Annotated in this window: 14 protein-coding genes; 8 read left to right on the top strand and 6 right to left on the bottom strand. The window is 70.1% G+C overall.

Annotation, left to right across the window (positions count from 1 at the left end; translation table 11 throughout):
* Positions 1–25 precede the first annotated feature (25 nt).
* Positions 26–1,054 carry a hydroxyacid dehydrogenase gene (locus tag ITJ62_RS03500; RefSeq protein ID WP_194599704.1) on the bottom strand — a complete coding sequence of 343 codons (1,029 nt, stop codon included), beginning with the start codon at positions 1,052–1,054 and terminating at the stop codon, positions 26–28.
* A 101-nt stretch (positions 1,055–1,155) separates the two neighbouring features.
* Complete coding sequence (locus ITJ62_RS03495; protein WP_194599703.1) at positions 1,156–2,247, bottom strand: substrate-binding domain-containing protein; 1,092 nt, start codon at positions 2,245–2,247, stop codon at positions 1,156–1,158.
* A 141-nt stretch (positions 2,248–2,388) separates the two neighbouring features.
* On the opposite strand from ITJ62_RS03495, the gene ITJ62_RS03490 reads away from it, so the two are divergent.
* The 3 genes from ITJ62_RS03490 (at position 2,389) to ITJ62_RS03480 (ending at position 6,009) form a co-directional block, all read left to right on the top strand.
* The gene (locus ITJ62_RS03490) at positions 2,389–3,384 is read left to right on the top strand and encodes an ABC transporter permease (protein ID WP_370581797.1); all 996 of its coding nucleotides are present in this window, start codon (positions 2,389–2,391) and stop codon (positions 3,382–3,384) included.
* A complete protein-coding gene (locus tag ITJ62_RS03485) occupies positions 3,381–4,268 on the top strand; it encodes a carbohydrate ABC transporter permease (RefSeq protein ID WP_079704680.1) in 888 nt (295 codons plus the stop codon). Before ITJ62_RS03490 ends, ITJ62_RS03485 begins: the two co-directional genes overlap by 4 nt.
* An 82-nt stretch (positions 4,269–4,350) precedes the next feature.
* Positions 4,351–6,009 carry an extracellular solute-binding protein gene (locus ITJ62_RS03480; RefSeq protein ID WP_194599702.1) on the top strand — a complete coding sequence of 553 codons (1,659 nt, stop codon included), beginning with the start codon at positions 4,351–4,353 and terminating at the stop codon, positions 6,007–6,009.
* A 13-nt stretch (positions 6,010–6,022) separates the two neighbouring features.
* Here ITJ62_RS03480 and ITJ62_RS03475 read toward each other — a convergent pair whose 3' ends face one another.
* Positions 6,023–8,890 carry a hypothetical protein gene (locus ITJ62_RS03475; protein WP_194599701.1) on the bottom strand — a complete coding sequence of 956 codons (2,868 nt, stop codon included), beginning with the start codon at positions 8,888–8,890 and terminating at the stop codon, positions 6,023–6,025.
* 67 nt (positions 8,891–8,957) lie between these two features.
* Positions 8,958–10,451 carry a cytosine permease gene (locus ITJ62_RS03470; protein WP_194599700.1) on the bottom strand — a complete coding sequence of 498 codons (1,494 nt, stop codon included), beginning with the start codon at positions 10,449–10,451 and terminating at the stop codon, positions 8,958–8,960.
* 186 nt (positions 10,452–10,637) lie between these two features.
* Here ITJ62_RS03470 and ITJ62_RS03465 point away from each other — a divergent pair, with 186 nt between their 5' ends.
* The 3 genes from ITJ62_RS03465 (at position 10,638) to hisD (ending at position 13,864) form a co-directional block, all read left to right on the top strand.
* Positions 10,638–11,516, top strand: a complete 879-nt coding sequence (locus ITJ62_RS03465; RefSeq protein WP_194599699.1) for a nitrilase-related carbon-nitrogen hydrolase — start codon at positions 10,638–10,640, stop codon at positions 11,514–11,516.
* A gap of 4 nt (positions 11,517–11,520) precedes the next feature.
* Positions 11,521–12,453, top strand: coding sequence for a LysR family transcriptional regulator (locus ITJ62_RS03460; RefSeq protein WP_194599698.1), 933 nt, complete (start codon positions 11,521–11,523; stop codon positions 12,451–12,453).
* Positions 12,454–12,547: 94 nt separating this feature from the next.
* A complete protein-coding gene (gene hisD, locus ITJ62_RS03455) occupies positions 12,548–13,864 on the top strand; it encodes a histidinol dehydrogenase (RefSeq protein WP_194599697.1) in 1,317 nt (438 codons plus the stop codon).
* Positions 13,865–13,913: 49 nt separating this feature from the next.
* Here hisD and ITJ62_RS03450 read toward each other — a convergent pair whose 3' ends face one another.
* Together ITJ62_RS03450 and ITJ62_RS03445 are read right to left on the bottom strand one after the other, a co-directional pair.
* Positions 13,914–14,570: a HEAT repeat domain-containing protein gene (locus ITJ62_RS03450; protein ID WP_228497807.1), complete on the bottom strand. Its 657-nt coding sequence runs from the start codon at positions 14,568–14,570 to the stop codon at positions 13,914–13,916.
* A gap of 111 nt (positions 14,571–14,681) precedes the next feature.
* Positions 14,682–15,887 (bottom strand): ROK family protein, encoded by a 1,206-nt coding sequence (locus ITJ62_RS03445; RefSeq protein WP_370581796.1) that lies wholly within the window; start codon positions 15,885–15,887, stop codon positions 14,682–14,684.
* A gap of 92 nt (positions 15,888–15,979) precedes the next feature.
* On the opposite strand from ITJ62_RS03445, the gene ITJ62_RS03440 reads away from it, so the two are divergent.
* Positions 15,980–16,849: a LacI family DNA-binding transcriptional regulator gene (locus tag ITJ62_RS03440; RefSeq protein ID WP_194599695.1), complete on the top strand. Its 870-nt coding sequence runs from the start codon at positions 15,980–15,982 to the stop codon at positions 16,847–16,849.
* Between the two features lie 152 nt (positions 16,850–17,001).
* Entirely contained in the window at positions 17,002–18,300 is a 1,299-nt protein-coding gene (locus ITJ62_RS03435) for an ABC transporter substrate-binding protein (protein ID WP_194599694.1), read from the top strand.
* Positions 18,301–18,370 lie beyond the last annotated feature (70 nt).

The following is an 18,370-nucleotide window of genomic DNA, read 5'->3' as shown; positions in this document are numbered from 1 at the left end:
TGGCCTCTGGTGCTCGGGGGTCGGTTCACGCCTGCAGCGCAAGGGCGGCGAGGGTGATCGGTCGCTGGAAGGTGCCGAACCGGACGAAGTGCAGAGCCTCGTCGACCGCGTTGGCGGCGAGACGCGCGAGCTCATTCCCGGCCGAGCCGGCGATGTGCGGCGTGATGACCGTGTTGGGGGTCGACCACAGCCGTGAGGAGCGCGGCAGGATCTCCGGCGAGGTGACGTCGAGGATCGCGACCAGGTCGCCGCGGTCGAGTCGGTCGGCGAGCGCGTCGTGGTCGATGAGGTCGCCTCGGGCGGTGTTGATGACCGTGGTCCCGGGCCGCATCAGCTGGAGGAGGGACCGGTCGACGAGGTGCCTGGTGGAGGGGAGCGCCGGGGCGTGGAGCGTGACGATGTCGCTGTGCGCTGCCAGCTCGTCGAGCGTGACGCAGGGCACCCCGAGGGCCGCCTGTTCCTCGTGGTCGAGGGTCGGATCGGCGACGAGCACCCGGACGTCCAGGGAGGCGAGGCGGTCGACGACGAGTCGGCCGATCCGGGAGGCGCCGACGACGCCCACCGTGATCCCGTGGTTGCCGACCGTCGGCCATGCGCGCTCCGCGTCGACGGGGGCCCGAGAGGTTCGGAGCGTCTCCGCGGCCCAGAACGTGCGCTTCGCCGCGAGGATCACCATCGCGATGGTGAACTCGGCGACCGGGACCGCGTTGGCCGTCGCACTGGAGGTGAGGGCGATCCGGCGTTCGAGGAGGGCGTCGGTGACGATGCCGCGCATACTGCCCGCCGAGTGCGCCACGGCCCGCAGTGACGGCAGGGATCGCAGGAGCGTCTCGTCGAGCAGGGGGGAGCCCCAGCCCGTCACGAGCACCTCGACCGCGGCCAGCCGGGCCCGGTCCTCGGCGCGCTCGAGCCGGAGCGGCCGGTCCGACGGAAGCCTGGCGTGCGGCTCCGACCGCAGCCGGGCGAGGTCCGGCTTGGAGAACACCCGGTCGAAGGTGCCGTCCGGCATGAGGAAGCCGATCGTGCCCGTCGGGGCGCTCTCGCTCTGCGGCATCGTCGCCTCCTGGTCGTCTCGGCAGCAGGCTCAATCCCAATCGGAGCCGCCCGATCGTGTCAAGCACGTCCGTTCAAACGAACAGGAATCGAACAGTGCGCCTATCGCGGTGGCGCGGTGGACTCGCGGAGGCTCAGGCTCGGCCGCAGGCTCATGTGGCGTGCGGAGAAGCCCTGCTGGGCCGCGGCCGAGATGCGCTCGAAGCACATCGTCGCCGCGAACCGGCCGATGTCCCGCTTGGGCGGTGCGACCGCCGTGAGCGGCACCCGGGCGAGCCCGGCCACCTCGTCGTCGTACGCCACGATCGACAGATCGTCGGGGATCGAGAGCCCGAAGTCGAGCGCCGCGTCCGCGAACTCGACGGCGTAGTGGTCCGAGTGCATGAACACCGCGGTCGTCCCGGACGCCACGCATGCCTCGAGGTACCGCCTCGTCTGCTCGCCGACGCCGTGCTGGTCGTCGATGATCGCGGTGCTGGCATCATCGCGGAGCCCGAGCTGGCGCACGGCGCGCTCGTAGCCAAGACGCAGCGACGGCGTCGTCGGCGTGTCGAAGGCCGCCATGCCGATGCGTTCGTGACCGAGCTCGGACAGGTGCCGGAGGGCCATGACCGCTCCCGCCGCATGGTCCGTGCGCACGAACTCGAGGCCGTCACCGACCTGGGATTCCGCGACCGAGCGCTCCACGAGGACGACGGGGACCGGTGCGCGCTCGAGGAGTTCGAGCGTCGCGAAGGCGTCGAGGACCGAGGTGGTCACGAGGAGGCCGTCCACGCCGCCGGCCAGCAACCGCTCGATCTGGTCGCGTTCGCGGGCCGGGTCGTAGCGCGAGACGCCGAGCACGATCCGACCGCCGAGCGACTGGGCTCGCTCCACCGCACCGGCCACGATCGTGGGGAAGTAGTAGCTCGGATCGGGGACGACGAACCCGAAGGTGAACAGGGTGTCGGCCGCACCAGGGGCCGGCGTGGGGCGGGCACCCGGCCGGTGCGGGATGCCCGTGGTCGGCTGCGTGTCGATCGAGACGGCACCGCCGTGCACCCGACGGAGGCGGCCCTGCTCCCCGAGCTCGCGGAGGTCTCGCCGGACGGTCATCGCGGAGATGCCCATACGCTCGGCGAAGTCGGCCGCGGAGAGGCTGCCGTGGATCCGCAGTTCGGCGAGGATGCGGTCGTGTCGTTGCGAGAGCTCCATGATCGACTCCGATGTTCGATATCTGTTCGGATGATTGGATGATCTTGACTTTACTCAACGGCCCCGCGAAAGATTGCCAACGTTCGAGAGAACGACGCGGAAGCACCCGACGGGGCTTCCGCTGCGAGCAAGGGAGCTGCTGTGAGCGCGACGACGACCGATCGGCCGGAGACCATCCGACCACCGATCGCCCCAGCGGGGTCCGGAGGCCAGCCGACGAGGCGGAAGGTGCCCTTCCGGATGCAGTTCCGCCGTGACTCCCCACTGCTGATCATGGTGACCCCGGCGGTCGTGCTCCTGCTCCTGTTCGTGTACATCCCGTTGCTCGGGAACGTCATCGCGTTCATGGATTACCAGCCTTACATCCCGATCCCGGACAGCCCGTGGGTGGGCTTCGCCAACTTCACGGCGCTCTTCGGTGATCCGGCGTTCTGGAACGCGGTCTCCAACACCCTCCAGATCACGTTCATCCAGCTGATCCTCTTCTTCCCCGTCCCCATCGCGCTGGCCATCTTCATCCACTCGTTGACCTGGCCATGGCTGCGCTCCATCGTGCAGTCGGTGCTCTACCTGCCGCACTTCCTCTCCTGGGTCATCGTCGTCGGCTTCTTCCAGCAGAGCCTCGGCTCCGGAGGGGTGCTCAACACCTGGCTGCGGCAGCTCGACCTCGGCACGATCTCCGTCATGTCGGACCCGGCCACCTTCAAGCTCCTGCTGTCCTCGCAGGTGATCTGGAAGGACGCCGGCTGGGGCACGATCATCTTCCTCGCGGCACTCGCGGCGATCGACGATTCGCTCTACGAGGCTGCCGCCATCGACGGCGCGGGCGCGTGGAGTCGGTTCTGGCACATCACCCTGCCCGGGATCAGACCCATCATCGTGCTCCTGCTGATCCTCCGATTGGGTGAGGCGCTGTCCGTCGGCTTCGAGCAGATCATCCTGCAACGCAACGCCGTCGGCCCCGGAGCCGCTGAAGTGCTCGACACCTACGTCTACTACCACGGCGTCATCGACGGGAACTGGAGCACCGGCATCGCCGCCGGCCTCATCAAGGGTCTCGTCGGTCTCATCCTCATCCTCGTCGCCAATAAGGCGGCGCACATGCTCGGCGAGCAGGGAGTGTATTCCAAATCATGAGCACCATCGTCCGACCGGTCTGGGCTGGGAAACCGAAGCCCGTCGTCCTCGCCCTCAAGGCACTCGCGATCGTCATGATCCTCGCCGTCATCCTGTTCCCGTTCCTCATCGTGGTCTCCACGAGCGTCTCGACCGCCGAGGACGTCACGGCCGCCGGTGGCTACGTCGTGTGGCCTAAGTCCTTCACGCTCGATGCGTACCAGCAGATCCTCGCCGGGGGCGTGGTCACCCGCGCGATCCTGGTGACGCTGTTCGTGACCGTCGTCGGCACGCTCATCAGCCTCGTCTGCACCGTGTCGGCGGCTTGGGCCCTCAGTCGGCGCTCCTTCTTCCAGCGCCCCGTGCTCATGATCGTGCTCGCCACGTTCCTCTTCACCCCGGGGCTCATCCCGCTGTACCTGATGGTGAAGCAGCTCGGTCTGCTCGACAACGTCTGGGCGCTCATCCTGCCCGGTGCGTTCAGCGTGTTCAACATGGTGGTCGTCCGCGGCTTCATGATGGGCATCCCGCAGGAGCTCATCGACAGTGCGAAGATCGACGGCGCCGGGGAGTTCCGAATCCTCGGGACGATCGTCCTGCCGCTATCCCGCGCGGTGATCGCCGTCGTCGCCCTCTTCTACGCGGTCGGGTACTGGAACGCGTTCTTCAACGCGCTGCTCTACATCAACGACACCTCCAAGTGGACACTTCAGCTCGTCCTGCGCACCTACGTGCTGCAAGGGTCCTCGCTCGTCGGGGGAGCCTCGGACGCCTCGGTGCTGCCGCCGGCCGAGTCCCTGCAGATGGCCGTCGTGCTCATCGCCATCGTCCCGATCCTCATCGCCTACCCACTCGTACAACGCCACCTCACGAAGGGCGTGCTGACCGGCGCCGTCAAGGGCTGACCGGTCCACGCACCCGCACCCGGCACCGTCGCCGGGCCTCACTCGCGCCCCTGGCGCCCGCCCCACCTCGAAGGAGATCACGATGAACGACACCACCCCCGGCCTGTCACGCCGCACCTTCCTCACCGCGGCCGGCGTCGGCCTCGCCGTCCTCGGCCTCGGTTCCGCGCTCGCCGGCTGCACGCCAGGCGGCGCGACGTCCGGTGCCGCGGGTTCCGGAGCCCTCGTCCCGCTGCCCACGTACGTGCCGATCACGAAGGGGCCGACGCCCGACCTCGCCGGCTCGGCGACGGTCCAGCCCGTCTACCTCTCGGCACCGAAGGAGGCCGAGCTCTTCACCTCGGTGTCGGGGAAGGCCGCCGTGAGCGGGACGGTGTCGGGCTTCGTCATCTCGTACAGCCCGCCGGCCCCGGCGTCGAACAGCTACCTCCAGGCGGCCGAACAGGAACTCGGCTGCAAGCTCGACCTGCAGGTGGTCCCCGCCGACTCCTTCGCACCGAAGTTCGCCACGGTCATGGCCGGCGGCAGTGTGCCCGACCTCGTCGAGTTCCTCGCGTTCCAGCTGCCGCCGTCCTACCCGCAGCTGCTGAAGGCCCAGTTCGCGGACCTGTCCGACCACCTCGCGGGCGACAACGTGAAGACCTACCCGAACCTCGCGAACCTGCCCACCCCGTCCTGGGAGGGCTGCAGGATCAACGGTCGCATCTACGGCGTCCCGGTGAACCGCCCGCCGTTCGGCAACATGCTCATCTCCCGACCGGACGTCATCAAGGACCTCACCGGGGCGGAACCGGCTCCCAAGACGAAGGACGAGTTCACCGAGCTGTGCAAGGCAGTCACCGACGCCAAGCGCAACCGGTACGCGATCAGCGGGCAGAGCAACGGCGACAGCGTCGACTGGGGTTACGACTTCATGGGCGCGATGTTCGGGGTGCCGAACGGTTGGGAGCTGAAGGGCTCGAAACTCGTCCACAAGTGGGAGTCGGATCGCTGGCTCGAGACACTGTCGTACATCAAGGAGTTGAAGGACGCCGGGTACTACCACCCGGACACCCCGAGCATCTCCGGCTCCCAGGCGAAGACCTACATGGCCAACGGCACGGTCTTGATGCACCAGGACGGCATCTCGGCGATCATCGACCCCAGTGCCCCCGAGGGCGTGGTCTACGACGCGATCCTGCCGTTCGCGGCGGACGGCGGCGCCGGCATCGTCTACCAGGGCTCGTCGATGTTCTCCTTCACCGCCATCAAGCAGGCGGACGACGTTCGGGTGAAGGAACTGCTGACGCTGCTCAACCACCTCGCGGCGCCCTACGGCAGCACCGAGGGGTTCTTCCTCCAGTACGGCCGGGCCGGCGAGCACCACACGCGTGAAGCGGACGGTCGCGTCGTCCTGACCGAGGCGGGATCGGCACAGATCGGCCCCACCTCGTTGAACCGACTCGCCGCTGCACCGCAGATCCTCGCGAGCGCGGTGCCGATGGAGGAACGGCTGCGTCGCTCGCACGCGTGGCAGGAGCAGGCCTCCCCGATGCTGCAGAAGAGCCCGATCACCGGGCTGTACTCGGAGACCGCCGGCAAGACGTCGTCGGCGACGAACGCCCTGTCGTCGACGATGAACGAGTACATCCTCGGCCGCACCGGTTTCGACGCCGTGAAGTCGGGCATCGCCTCGTGGAAGAAATCGACGAACGACAAGGTCCGGGCCGAGTACCAGGAGCAGCTCGAGAAGCTGTCCTGACGGCGGACGGCGGTCAGGCGCGCGGCCTGGCCCACATGGCGATGATGTACCGGGCGAGGATGGCCACGAGGCCGGCGACCAGCGCGCCGAGTACGAGGTCGCCGAACGGGTCGTCGCCCGCGACGCCGTTCAGGGTCCAGACGCCGAGCACGACCGCCGCGATGAACGTCGCCGGGGTCAGCCAGCGCACCGCATCGCGGAACGGCCCCGGTTTCGGGGCCCGGCGCCGGGCTGTCCCGAGGGTGCCGATCACGGAACCGAGGATGGCCAGCCCGGCCAAGCCCGCCGTGAGGAGCCCCGGTGCTTGCGCCGCCGTCCGAGCCCAGGCTGCGGCATCGGCGTCGGTCCCGGCGACCGTCCCGGCCGGGAGGTCGAGGACCACACCGAGGTCGTCGCCGCGGACGTCGAGTGACCACCGGCCGTCGTCGTCCGGCGCGAGGACGAGCTGCGCCGTCGAGCGGCCGGAACCGTCCTCGGATGCCGCCGGTCGCCAAGCCCCTGCCTCGGCGGGAGTCCACCCGGCGTCGACAGCATCGTCGAGGAGCTCGTCGTCGGCAGTGAAGCTGAGTCGGAACGGTTCGGGCGGGGAATCGCGGTCCCACGGGACGCTGTTCGACCAGCCGTCGAGGAGCGCGACCCACCTGACCTGGTCGACGTCCCGACCATCGACGGACGTGGCGACGGCCGGCCTTGTGGCGGTCGTCTCGATCACGACGTCGTGCAGGCCGGTGCGCACGTCGGCGAAGGTCGTGCGGAGCAGCAGCCGACCCTCCGCGCGTTCCGTCGTGAAGGGTGCGTCATCACCGTCGATCGTCACCCGGTCGACGGTGAGGCCCAGGTCCTGGCCGTCGACCACGGCCGGCCATTCGCGCACGACCTGTGCGGGCACCGAGCCCTCGTTGGAGAAGTCCACACCGAGGCGTTCGGTCACGCTCAGTCGTGCACCGTCGCCGTCGGTCCGCGTGAGCTCCGCGTCGAGGTCGGCTGTCGCGATCGTCGTGAGGGTCGATCCGGGGATGTCGCCCGTGTAGGAACGGGGTGTCTCGGACTCCAGCGACGGTGCCGGGAGGACGTTCACAGCGACGATCGCGCCGACGACGAGCAGCACGGCGAGCACCCGGACGGCGATGCGCGGACCGGTCAGGAAGCCCGCTCTCGACCCGTCGGCGCGCGAGGCGCGATCGGCCGCGGCTGCCGGCATCGTGATCTCCGGCGCGATCAGGTCCGCCACCTGCCGGCCGGTCGCCCGAGGTGGGGCGCCGAGCACGGCATAGGGCAGGAGGCGATCGCGCAGGGTGGCGCGATCGAGCAGCTGCGTCCGCTCGGCGAACACCCGGATGCCGAGCAGGTGCTGCTTCACGAGCGCACCCTTGCGGGTCAGCGGCCGGGCGGTCAGGGCGATCGCGAGCACGATGACGGCGAAGACGGTCGAGAGGGCGACGAAGGCGAGCGGCCACCACACCACCGCGAGCACGGTCTGGTGGGAGAGCTGCCGGACGATGCCCCACTGGAGAAGCGTCAGCGCGATCGGCGCGGCGATGAACCAGTCGCGGACGAAGCCTTTCGGCACGCGGCGGAGGCCCGCCTGGATCTGACCGGCGCGTTCCGGTCCGGTCAGGTATCGCCGCAGAGCACGGGGTCGGTCGCCCAGACGGCCGGCCCGCTTGGCGGCACCCGCCGCCGCGATCAGGCGCGCCTGTCGCTTCGCCTGCTGCTTCGTGCCGCTGATCGCGGCGTCCTTGAGGCGTTCGGCGAGCTCCATCGTCGCGGGCGACCGGAGGATGTGGGCGGCAGTGCGCGGCGTGACACCCTTCGGTGGGTCCCATTGGGCGACGTACCACGGGCGTCCACGGGCGTCACCCCAGGCGACCGCACGGGCCGCGAACGACAGCAGGAGCGTCGCAGCGAGGACGAGCATCGGCAGGACGGGCCCGAAGGTCTGGACCCAGAAGATCCAGGACTGCGGGGGCATCGTGATCGAGCCCGGCTCGAACGGCATGGCGAACCGCGCCTGCGCGTGCGGTGGGGCCGCGTCCTCGCTCGTGAACGCATAGGCGACCTCGCCGGGAGGCGAGTCGGGCTCCGGGCTGAGCCACTGCCCGGCACCGATGAGGGTCCAGGCGAGGGAGCCGTACGGCTGCCGGACGAGGCGGTCGTCGAGCTCCTGCGGGATGGTCACCCGTACGTCGAGCTTCGCCACGGCCTGCTGCAGGTCGGGCCCGAAGACGTCCCAGCGGAGGAGGTCGACGGGTCGCCCGGTCGCCGGGTCGGTGTTGACGTAGGCGAGATCGGAGAGCCGGTAGCGGATGACGAGCTCGTGGTCGCCCGTGAGCTGCTCGCCGGGATCGACGACGAGCCTGAGGAAGACCGCGGCCCGCTCCCGGGTCACGTCCTGCTTCACGCCGTCCAACGTCACCGTGATCCCCGACGGGTCGAGGGCGTGCCCCTGGTACTCGGTCGCGAGCACCCGCTCGATGGTCCGGTCGTCGAGGTCCTTCGGGAAGAACGCGTCGATGCGTTCCTCGACGTCGGTGACGAGCCGGCCGTCCTCATCCGTCGTCACGCGGTAGTCGGCATCGAAGGAGCGGGCGATCCAGGTGTCGGTGACGTCGGATGCCTCGTCGGTGAGGTCGTCGAGGGTGAGGGGCGGGTTGATGACCGGACCGACGAGGAGGAGGATCCCGCCGACGGCGACGAGCCCCCAGAGCTGCCACAGCCCACCACGGAGGCGGGAGCCGCCGCGCGATTGCAGCCATCGCTCGACCCGCAGGAGCCAGGCGGAGAGGACGGTCCACAGCGGCGTGTGCCGTGGTGCGGGGTCCGGGATGCGGGTGTCCGGTTCGACGGCGTCTGTTCCGCTCGCCTCGTCCGATCCGATCACGTCGTCGAGTGTAATCGTGTGGCGTCGCGCTGCTGAGCGCCAGCCGTCGCTCAGCGTTGCCGGGAGCTCAGCGTCGCCGAGAACTGAAGGCGACCGCCTGGTGACCCGTCTCGGTGACGTCGCGTTCCGCCGCGGCCCGCTCTCGGCCCAGGTCGAGCGACCGTGAGAGGAGCACATAGGCGATCGCGGAGGCGGCGAGACCGATGAACAGGGCCAGGTCCGCCCCGCCGAGCAGCTGGGCGATCGGGCCGGTGAACCACACCGTCACGACGAACGGGATCATGGCGACGATCCCGATCGCGTAGGCGAGGAGGCCACGCCAGCCCCACGCGCCGTAGACGCCGTTCGGGGTGAAGATGTCGCGGACGACGTAGTGGCCCTTCCGCACGAGGTAGTAGTCGACGAGGTTGATCGACGTCCACGGCACGAGGACGTAGAGCAGGACGACGAGGAAGCTGCTGAAGTTCGCCAGGAACTCGCCGGTGCTCAGCAGCGAGCCGATGACGGCGGCCGTGGCGATCGCGAGGCAGGTGACGACCCGCAGGGTGCGCGTCGGCCGGACCGGTCGGATGGAGTCGATGATCGTGATCGTCTCGATCGACGCCGCGTAGATGTTGACGGTGATGACGCTGATCAACCCGGGCAACGCGGCCACGAGCAGCCAGGTCCCGGAACCCGGCAGGATCGCGTCGGCGGCGTCACGGACGCCCTCGAGCGGGTCGGCGCCCTGGAACGCGCTGGCGACGAACGCACCGAGCCCCATCAGCCAGACCGCGCCGACGAACACGCCGCCGTAGGTGTAGAAGAGGGCCCGCCCGGGGTTCGTCTGCGGCGGGAGGTACCGCGAGTAGTCGGAGACGTACGGTGCCCAACCGAGCGCGTAGGCCGCGGCGCCACCGAACTGCACGAGGAACGCGACCCAGCTGAAGTTCGCGAGCGACAGCGCGTCGGCCGGCAGCGGCACGACGAAGGGGACGACGACCGTGAACAGTCCGAAGGTGATGAGGAACAGCGCGGTGAGCCACGACTGCGTCCGGTGGATCCAGGAGTAGCCGAAGATCGCGAGGAGGACGGCGACACCGCTGATGAGCACGTACCAGCCCGCACCGGCGTCGACTCCGGTCGTCATGGTGAGGACGTCCGCGCCGAGCATCTGGTTGAACATGTTGAAGCCCACGAGGCTGAAGACGACGATCGCGCAGATGAGGACCACGCCGCGGTAGCCGAACTGGGCGCGCGACTGGATCATCTGCGGGAGTCCCAGCTGCGGCCCCTGCGCCGAGTGGAAGGCCGTGAACACGGTGCCGACGGCCACGCCGAGGACGATCGCGAGGAGGGACGTCGCGAGGTTCGCTCCGAGCGCCGCGCCGAGCATGCCGGTCGCCAGGGTCGTCACCTGCGCGTTCGACATGAACCAGAGCGAGAACAGCGACCGTGGGCGACCGTGACGCTCGTCGAGCGGGACCCAGTCGATGGAGCGGGATTCGACGAGGGACGGCTGGGTGTCACCCGCTCCGGCGGCGGAACCGGACGGGGACGTGGGGGCGGCGGGTGTCGCCATGGCTGGCCTCCAGGGCTCGGGCGGTCGACGAGTGCGACGGGCAGCGGGGGTCTGCCTCGGATCGGGGACTCGCTCGTGCCGACGACGGTATCCGCAGGCCACGGACGGGCACAATCGGCCATGCCCCGATCCCAGCCATCGGGGAACACGATGGTCCCGTCTGCGAGGGCTTCGTATGATCGCTGGATGACCAGCACCGACCCCACGGGGGCCATCGACCACAGCGACCCCGACGCGCGGAGCATCCGGGTCCGTGCCCAGGAACTCGCCCCCGTCCTCGGCGACCTCGACGGCAACCTGCGCACGATCGAGGCGGCCATCCGGGACGCCGTCGCCGACGGGGTGCAGCTCCTCGTGCTGCCCGAACTCGCGACGAGCGGTTACTACCTGGGCAGCCCGGAGGCGGCCCGCGCGGTCGCGCTCCCGAGCGACGCGTCGGTGTTCAGTGACTGGGCGTCGCTGCTCCCCGAGGACGCCGTGGCGGTCGTCGGGTTCTGCGAGCTGGACGGCGAGGAGATCCGCAACAGCGCCCTCGTCCTCGGCGCCTCGGGTGTGCTCGGTGTCTACCGGAAGGTGCACCTGTGGGACGAGGAGCAGTCCGTCTTCGTGGCGGGTCGCGAGACCCAGCCGGTGGTCGATACGCCGCTCGGCCGGCTCGGCGTCCTCGTCTGCTACGACCTCGAGTTCCCCGAGGTGCCGCGGGGGCTGGCGCTCCGGGGCGCGGACCTCCTCGTCGTCCCGACGAACTGGCCGCTGGTCGAGCGGCCGGACGGCGAGCGAGCACCCGAGGTCGTCCAGGCGATGGCGGCGGCGCGCGCGTCCGCGATCCCGATCGTCTGCTGCGACCGCTCCGGCACCGAGGCTGGCAAGCCGTGGACCGAGGGGACCACGATCATCCCGGCCGACGGCTGGCCCGTCGGGCGGAAGGACGAGCGCGGGCGGGTGGACGCGACCGTCCGCATCGACCGGGGCGCGACCCGGATCGGTCCGCGCAACGACGTGCTCGCCGACCGGCGGCCCGAGCTGTACGGTGCGGTGACGGGAGAACGCTCCTCGCTAGGCTGACCGCATGACCCTCGCGCAACTCCGCGCCTTCCTCGCCGCCTATGAGAGCGGGTCCTTCACCGCCGCGGCCGCCGAACTCGACAGCAGCCAGGCCTCCGTGTCCGAGCTCGTCAGCCGTCTCGAACGCGAGATCGGCCTGCAGTTGTTCGCCCGCGGTGCGCGTCGGCTCGTCCCGACGGCTGCCGCCGAAGAGCTCCGTGAACACGCCAGGCGAGCGGTCGCCGCGATCGACGGCGGACTCGACGCGCTGTCCGCGATCACCTCGCTCGACGGCGGCGTGTGCACCTTCGGCGTCCTCCGCAACGCCGCCTACTACGAGCTCTCAGACCTCGTGCAGCGCTTCCACCAGCGCTACCCCAACGTGCGCGTGCGACTCGTGGGGCTGAACTCGGCACTCGTCGCGGACTCCGTGGCGAGCGGCGAGATCGAGGCAGGGCTCGTCGTCCTCCCGGTGCCCCTCGGGGGCCTCGCCATCAGGCCCCTCTTCCGCGACGAGGTCTTCTACGCCTCCACCACCAGGGATCCCGCCGCGGGCCCGGTCGGGATCGACGAGTTCGCGGACGCCAAGCTCGTGCTCTACGACGCCTACGCCGGGTGGCGGGACCCCACGCGGCTCCAACTGCTGGAGCGCGCTCGCCTGCAGGGGCGGTCGATCGAACCGGCCGTCGAGGTCGAGCACGTGGAGACCGCCCTGAGCCTCGCCGCGACCGGGGCCGCGGACACGATCGTCTCCGGCACGGTCGCCCGCACCGGCGGATTCCCGGAGCAGTTGACGCTCACCCCCTTCGCCGAGCCGCTCTACGACACGATCGCGCTCGTGCAGCGCGAGGGCGCCTACCTGTCGCCGGCCACCGCGCGGATCGCCGAACTCGCCGAGCACACCCTGCTCGCGGCGGCGGAGCCCGACCAGGTGATCGCGACCACCCCGAGACGCTGAGCGTCGCCCGCGGACCGGCGTATCGGGTGACCCGATGGCTCGCGCAGGCACGTCCCCCGTTGTCGCCCCCGCGCCGCATTCGTACGCTCGCACCATGCGATTCAGCCCTCCCGTGCTCCAGTCCCTCGACGGCTCCTTCCGTCACCTCAAGACCCCGCTCGTCGACGCTCCTCCGGCGCAGCGCGACCCGGCCGTCATCGAGACCGTCTCCGCGATGCTCCTCGACATCGAGCGGCGCGGCATGGACGCCGTGCTCGACGCCGCGCGACGGCTCGACCGGTACGAGGGCGGCGACGTCGAGCTGACGCCCGAGCAGATCGCGACCAGCGGCGACCGCCTCCCCGCGGACCTCCGCGCAGCCATCGACCTCGGTGGCGAGCGCACCCGTGCTTTCGCCCAGGAGCAGCGCTCCCACCTGCAGGACTTCGAGACCGAGCTCGTGCCCGGACTCGTCACGGGGGTGAAGTACGTGCCCGTCTCCCGCGTGGGCGCCTACCTCCCGGCCGGTCGTTTCCCGCTCACCGCCAGTGCGTTCATGACGGTCGGCGTCGCCAAGCAGGCCGGTGTGCCGACGGTCATCGCGTGCACCCCGCCGCAGCCGAACGGGGGTGCGAACGACGCGGTCGTCTACGCCGCGCACGTCTCCGGTGTCGACCGGGTCTTCGTCCTCGGCGGTGTCCAGGCGCTCGCCGCCATGGCCTACGGTCTGCTCGGCGAGCTGCCGATCGACATGCTCGTCGGTGCGGGCAACGCCTTCGTCGCCGAGGCGAAGCGACAGTTGTTCGGCACGGTCGCGATCGACCTCCTCGCCGGTCCGTCCGAGGTGGCCGTCCTCGCGGACGAGACCGCGGACCCGATCCTGGTGGCCGCGGACCTGCTCGGCCAGGCCGAGCACGGTCCGAACTCGCCGGCCGCGCTCGTGACGACGTCGGAGGAGCTCGGCCGCGCGGTCATCGCCGAGGTCGAACGCCAACTCCCGACGCTCTCGACCGAGTCGATCTGCGGGCCGGCCTGGCGCGACTATGGCTCCGTGACCGTGGCCGACGACCGCGAGACCGCCGCGGCGCTGATGGACGACCTCGCCCCGGAGCACCTCGAGGTCATCACGGCCGACGACGCCTGGTACCACGAGCGGTTGCTCAACTACGGGTCGATCTTCCTCGGCGCGTGGAGCACCGTCGCCTACTCGGACAAGGGCATGGCCGGGACGAACCACGTCCTCCCGACCGCCGGCGGCGCCAAGCACAGCGCCGGGCTCTCGGTGTCGCGCTTCCTGAAGCCGCTCACCTACCAGCGGATCGCCGAGTCGGCGACACCCGAGCTCGCCGACGCGGTGCAGGTCATCTCCGATTCGGAGGGCATGGCGGCGCACAGCGCGACCGCGTCGCTCCGCACGGCCCGGCTCAGCTGAGTCAGGCCCGGCCCCTTCTGGTCAGGAGGCGCTCGGCGCACGCGCTTCGTCAGTCACCGCGGAGCGCGTGCTGTGCCTCCTGCATCGCCTCGTCGAAGTCCGTCTCGGGGTCGTGGAGGATCCTGGCGGTCGCGCGAGCGTGCGCACGGGCCTCTCGCTCGAACGCCTCGGATGCGGCCGTCTGCTCGACGGGTTCGATCGAGGGCTCGCCGATCGTGGCGAACGCACGGGTGAGGCTGAGCTGCACCTCGCGGTCGCCGCGGCCGAACTGCTTCGCCAGCAGCTCCGCGAGCGCCGACGCCTCGCGCTCCGGGACGACCCCTGCGGCGGTGCGCCAGGCGGCTCGGGCGACCTGATCCTCCTCGTCCTCCAGCAGCGCCAGGGTGATGGCCGACCAGGTGCGTGGGTCTCCGGTCTTGGAGAGGGTGTGCAGCGCCTGGCTGCGAGCCTGTGGGAAGACCGACCCGAGTTCCTCCATCAGGCGAGGGACGGTCACCTCGGGGTCGTGCCGCACGAGCGCCCAGGTGAGCATGTCGCGCACGAAGAAGTCGGGCTCGACGGCGCAGCGGTCGACGAGGACCTCGATGTAGGTGGTCTTCGGGCTGGTGCCCGCCGCGAGTGCGGCCTGGAGCCGGTCCGAGGGCACGGGCGCGCGGAGGGCGATCGCCAGACCGTTCGCCGCAGCGGCGTCGTGTTCCCGGCTCATCGCGTGACCTCCCAGGGCTGTGTCGGTTCCCATCCAGCGTAAGCGCACGGCGCCGGCGGGGTTCCCCGAAGCGGGCGGGAGTCGTTCCGCCCGCGACGCATCGATGCGCTGTCAGCGGGTGAGTGCCGGCCCGTGTCCTGGTGCGATGGTGCCCTGCAGGACGAGTGATGCGGCACCGATCGCGGCCGCATCGCGCGGGTTGGCGGAGAGCTCGACCATGATCGGGTGGGCCCGTCGCGCGAAGAACCGTTGGTCGAGGCGTTCGCGGATCGCACGCGCATAGAGCGAACCGGCGACCGCCATCCCGGGGCCGGCGAGGACGAGTCGATCGAGGTCGAGCAGGTTCGCGAGCGTCACCGTGGCGGCAGCGACGCGGTCGGCGGAGAACCGGATGAGGTCGAGCGCCACCTCATGACCGCTGACAGCGGCTCGGGCGAGCTGGTCGAAGTCGCGACTGAGTGTGTCCGGTGCGAAACCGAGGCCCAGGTCGCCGAGTCGGTCCCGTGCAGCCGCTGCCGCCGCCATCACGGCTGCCGGTGCGGCGTAGCGCTCCAAGCACCCGCGGTTGCCGCAGTGGCAGGGGACACCGTCGACCTCGATGCTGATGTGGCCGAGTTCCCCGGCGTTCGAGCTCGCCCCACGGTAGAGCGCGCCACCCAGCACCATGCCCGCCCCGATCCCGGTGCCCATGTAGACGCAGGCGAAGGACTCCGTGCGCGACACCTGGCGACTCCAGAACTCGCCGACGGCCGCTGCGGCGGCGTCGTTGTCGACGACCACCGGCACGTCGAGGCTGTCCTGCAACGCCTGCTGCAGTGGGAAGTCGTCCCACCGGACGAGCGTCGGCGGTCCGAGCAGCACGCCGCCGAGTTGGGCGATCGGGCCGGGAGCGACGACGGCGACGCCCGCGATCGACGGGGCCGCGAGACCGACGCCGGCGACGAAGTCACGATAGAGCGTGACGAGTCGGTCGGTCACCTGCTCCGGGGTGGCCGAACCCGCCCCGTCGACGAGCTGCCGGCCGACCACACCACCACGGACGTCGGTTGCGACGAGCGTGATCGACTCGAACCCGAGCTGGATCCCGACGCCGTACTTGGCGCTCGCGTTGATCTCGAGGAGGGTCCGTGGCTTGCCACCCCGGGGTGCCGCCCGTCCGGTCTCGCGGACGAGTCCGTCCTCGATGAGCCGACGCACGATGTTGGAGATCGAGGGCTGGGTGAGGCCGGTCGCCTCCGTGAGCTCGGTGCGGCTGATCGTGCCCGCGGAGCGGATGAGGTCGACGATGAGCGCCTGGCTCCCGGGGCCCGACTGCACGGACTCTCGTCTGGCCAACTGTCCCTCCCGACGATGTTCGAGCGCGTAGTGTGAGGGCCACACAACCACTCCTCACGAAAGGCCGCGTCCCGATGGGTCTCGACGCCGAACAGACTATCGCGCAGCCCCGGCCGATCGGCCTCACGCTGTTCCGGGCCTCGGAGATCTACGGCGCGGAGCCGTTCTACCACGAGCTCATCGCCGGCATCGATCGTGTCGTCCGCCCGCACGGTCTGTCCGTCTTGCTCCGAGTCCTGCCGACGCGGGAGGAGGAGCTGCTGCAGCTCGGACGCTGGCAGCAGGACGGCACGGTGAGCGCCGTCATCCTGGTGGACCTCATCGACGACGACGAGCGGGTGGCCTTCGTCGAGCGGTCCGGGATCCCGGCGATCGTGATCGGCGCACCGACGACGGCGCAGGGTCTCCCGGCGGTCTGGACCAACGACGCGGTCACGATGCACGAGGCCGTCGACCACCTCGTCTCGCTCGGGCACCGTCGGCTCGCACACGTCACGGGTCCGCGCGAACTCACCCACACGCTGTCCCGGATGGAGGCGTTCACCCTCGCCTCCGACCGGCCCGACGTGGAGACGGTGTCGATCGGCGGCGACTACTCCCGGGCGTCCGGCCTCCAGGCCATGCAGGTGTTGCTCGCGCGCGACCCCAGGCCGACGGCGGTCGTCTTCGACAGCGACGTGATGGCGCTCGGCGGGCTGCAGGCGGTGCAGGAAGCGGGGCTGCGCGTCCCCGGCGACCTCTCGATCGTGGCCTGGGACGATTCGGCGCAGTGCCAGCTGTCGGACCCGCCGATGTCGGCGCTGAGCCACGACGTGCAACGCATCGGCGAGATGGCGGGCGAGGAGCTGCTCGAGCTGTTGGCGGGTCGCCCAGGCGCCACCCGGGAAGCGCCGCACGCCGTGGTCATCGAGCGCTCCACCTCTGGTCCCGTCCCCGTCGCCTGAGGCTTCGAGGGTGACCGGAGGCGGATTTCCTGTGACCGATTTGTTATATAAATTAATAATGTTTACTCTTGACGGGTGCTGGGCGGCAGACGATGCTGGACAGCGAGCGACGAGGCGACCCGGCCCTTCGCCCCCCGAACGAAGGAGTTCCCATGTCCCGGAGACCGATCATCGGCCTCGCCGCAACGGCTGCGGCCGCGGCACTCGTCCTCAGTGGCTGCTCCGGCGGAGCCGCCAACGACGACGGCGACCCGAGCGGCGAGATCACCGTCCTCACGAACCGCACCGACCTCGTCGACACCACCTTCAAGGACTACGCGACCGAGTTCGAGAAGCAGTACCCCGGCACCACCGTGAAGTTCGAGGCCCTGACCGACTACGAGGGCGACGCCAAGATCCGCCTCAACTCGAAGGACTACGGCGACGTGCTGCTCATCCCGTCCTCGAACGTCACCAAGGACCAGTACGCGAACTTCTTCGAGCCGCTCGGCAGCACCGAGGAGCAGTCCAAGACCTACCGCTTCGCGAACGAGGCCTCCTTCGACGGCACGGCCTATGGCGTCTCGACCTTCGGTTCCGCCATGGGCTACGTCTTCAACCGCGACGTGTGGACTAAAGCCGGGATCACCGAGCCTCCGGCCACCGAGGAGGAGTACCTCGCCGCACTCGAGAAGATCAAGGCGACCGGTTCGATCCCGTACTACACGAACTACAAGGACGGCTGGCCGCTCGCGACGCTCGAGGGCAACCTCGGAGCCGTGCAGGGCCCGAAGGTGCGCACCGAGATGATCGCGACCGACAGCCCGTGGACCGAGGGCAACGACCAGTACAACATCGACGGTCTCCTCTTCGACACCGTCGCCGCCGGCCTGAGCGAGCCCGACCCCACCACCACCAACTGGGAGGAGTCGAAGAACCTCCTCGCCTCCGGTGAGATCAGCTCGATGGTGCTCGGCTCCTGGGCCGTCTCGCAGATGCAGGACGCCGCCGAGAAGGCCGGCGAGTCCCGCGACGTGATCGGCTTCTGGCCGATGCCGTGGAAGACCGACGACGGCTTCACCTCCGTCACCGCCTCCGACAAGTTCCTGGCGGTCAGCAAGTACTCGAAGAACAAGGCGACCGCGAAGGCCTGGATCGACTGGTTCACGAACGAGTCCGGGTTCGCCGCGAGCCAGGGTGCCATCAGCCCCGTCATCAGCGACCCGGCGCCCGACACGCTGGCCGACTTCTCCGACCTCGGCGTCACCTACCTGGAGCTCGCTCCGGACCCGGTGGGCAAGGAGGCCGTGATCAACGACATCGCGAACGCCGCTGAGATCGACCTCTTCGGCAACACCTACCGCCAGAAGCTCATCGACATCGCCCGCGGCGCAGCCGACGGCGACAAGGAGAGCGCCTTCGCCGACCTCAACGAGCGCTGGGCAGCCGCCCGCGCCGACGTCGCCGAGTAGCACCCATCCGATCGACACCCGGGCCCGTCCCCACGGCGGGCCCGGGTGTCCTCCACCCCGCGCAGCGAAG

The organism is Plantibacter sp. VKM Ac-2876, from assembly GCF_015350715.1.
GTDB lineage: Bacteria > Actinomycetota > Actinomycetes > Actinomycetales > Microbacteriaceae > Plantibacter > Plantibacter auratus.
The sequence above is the reverse complement of the archived record's forward strand: the minus strand, read 5'-3'. Positions and strand labels throughout refer to the sequence as shown.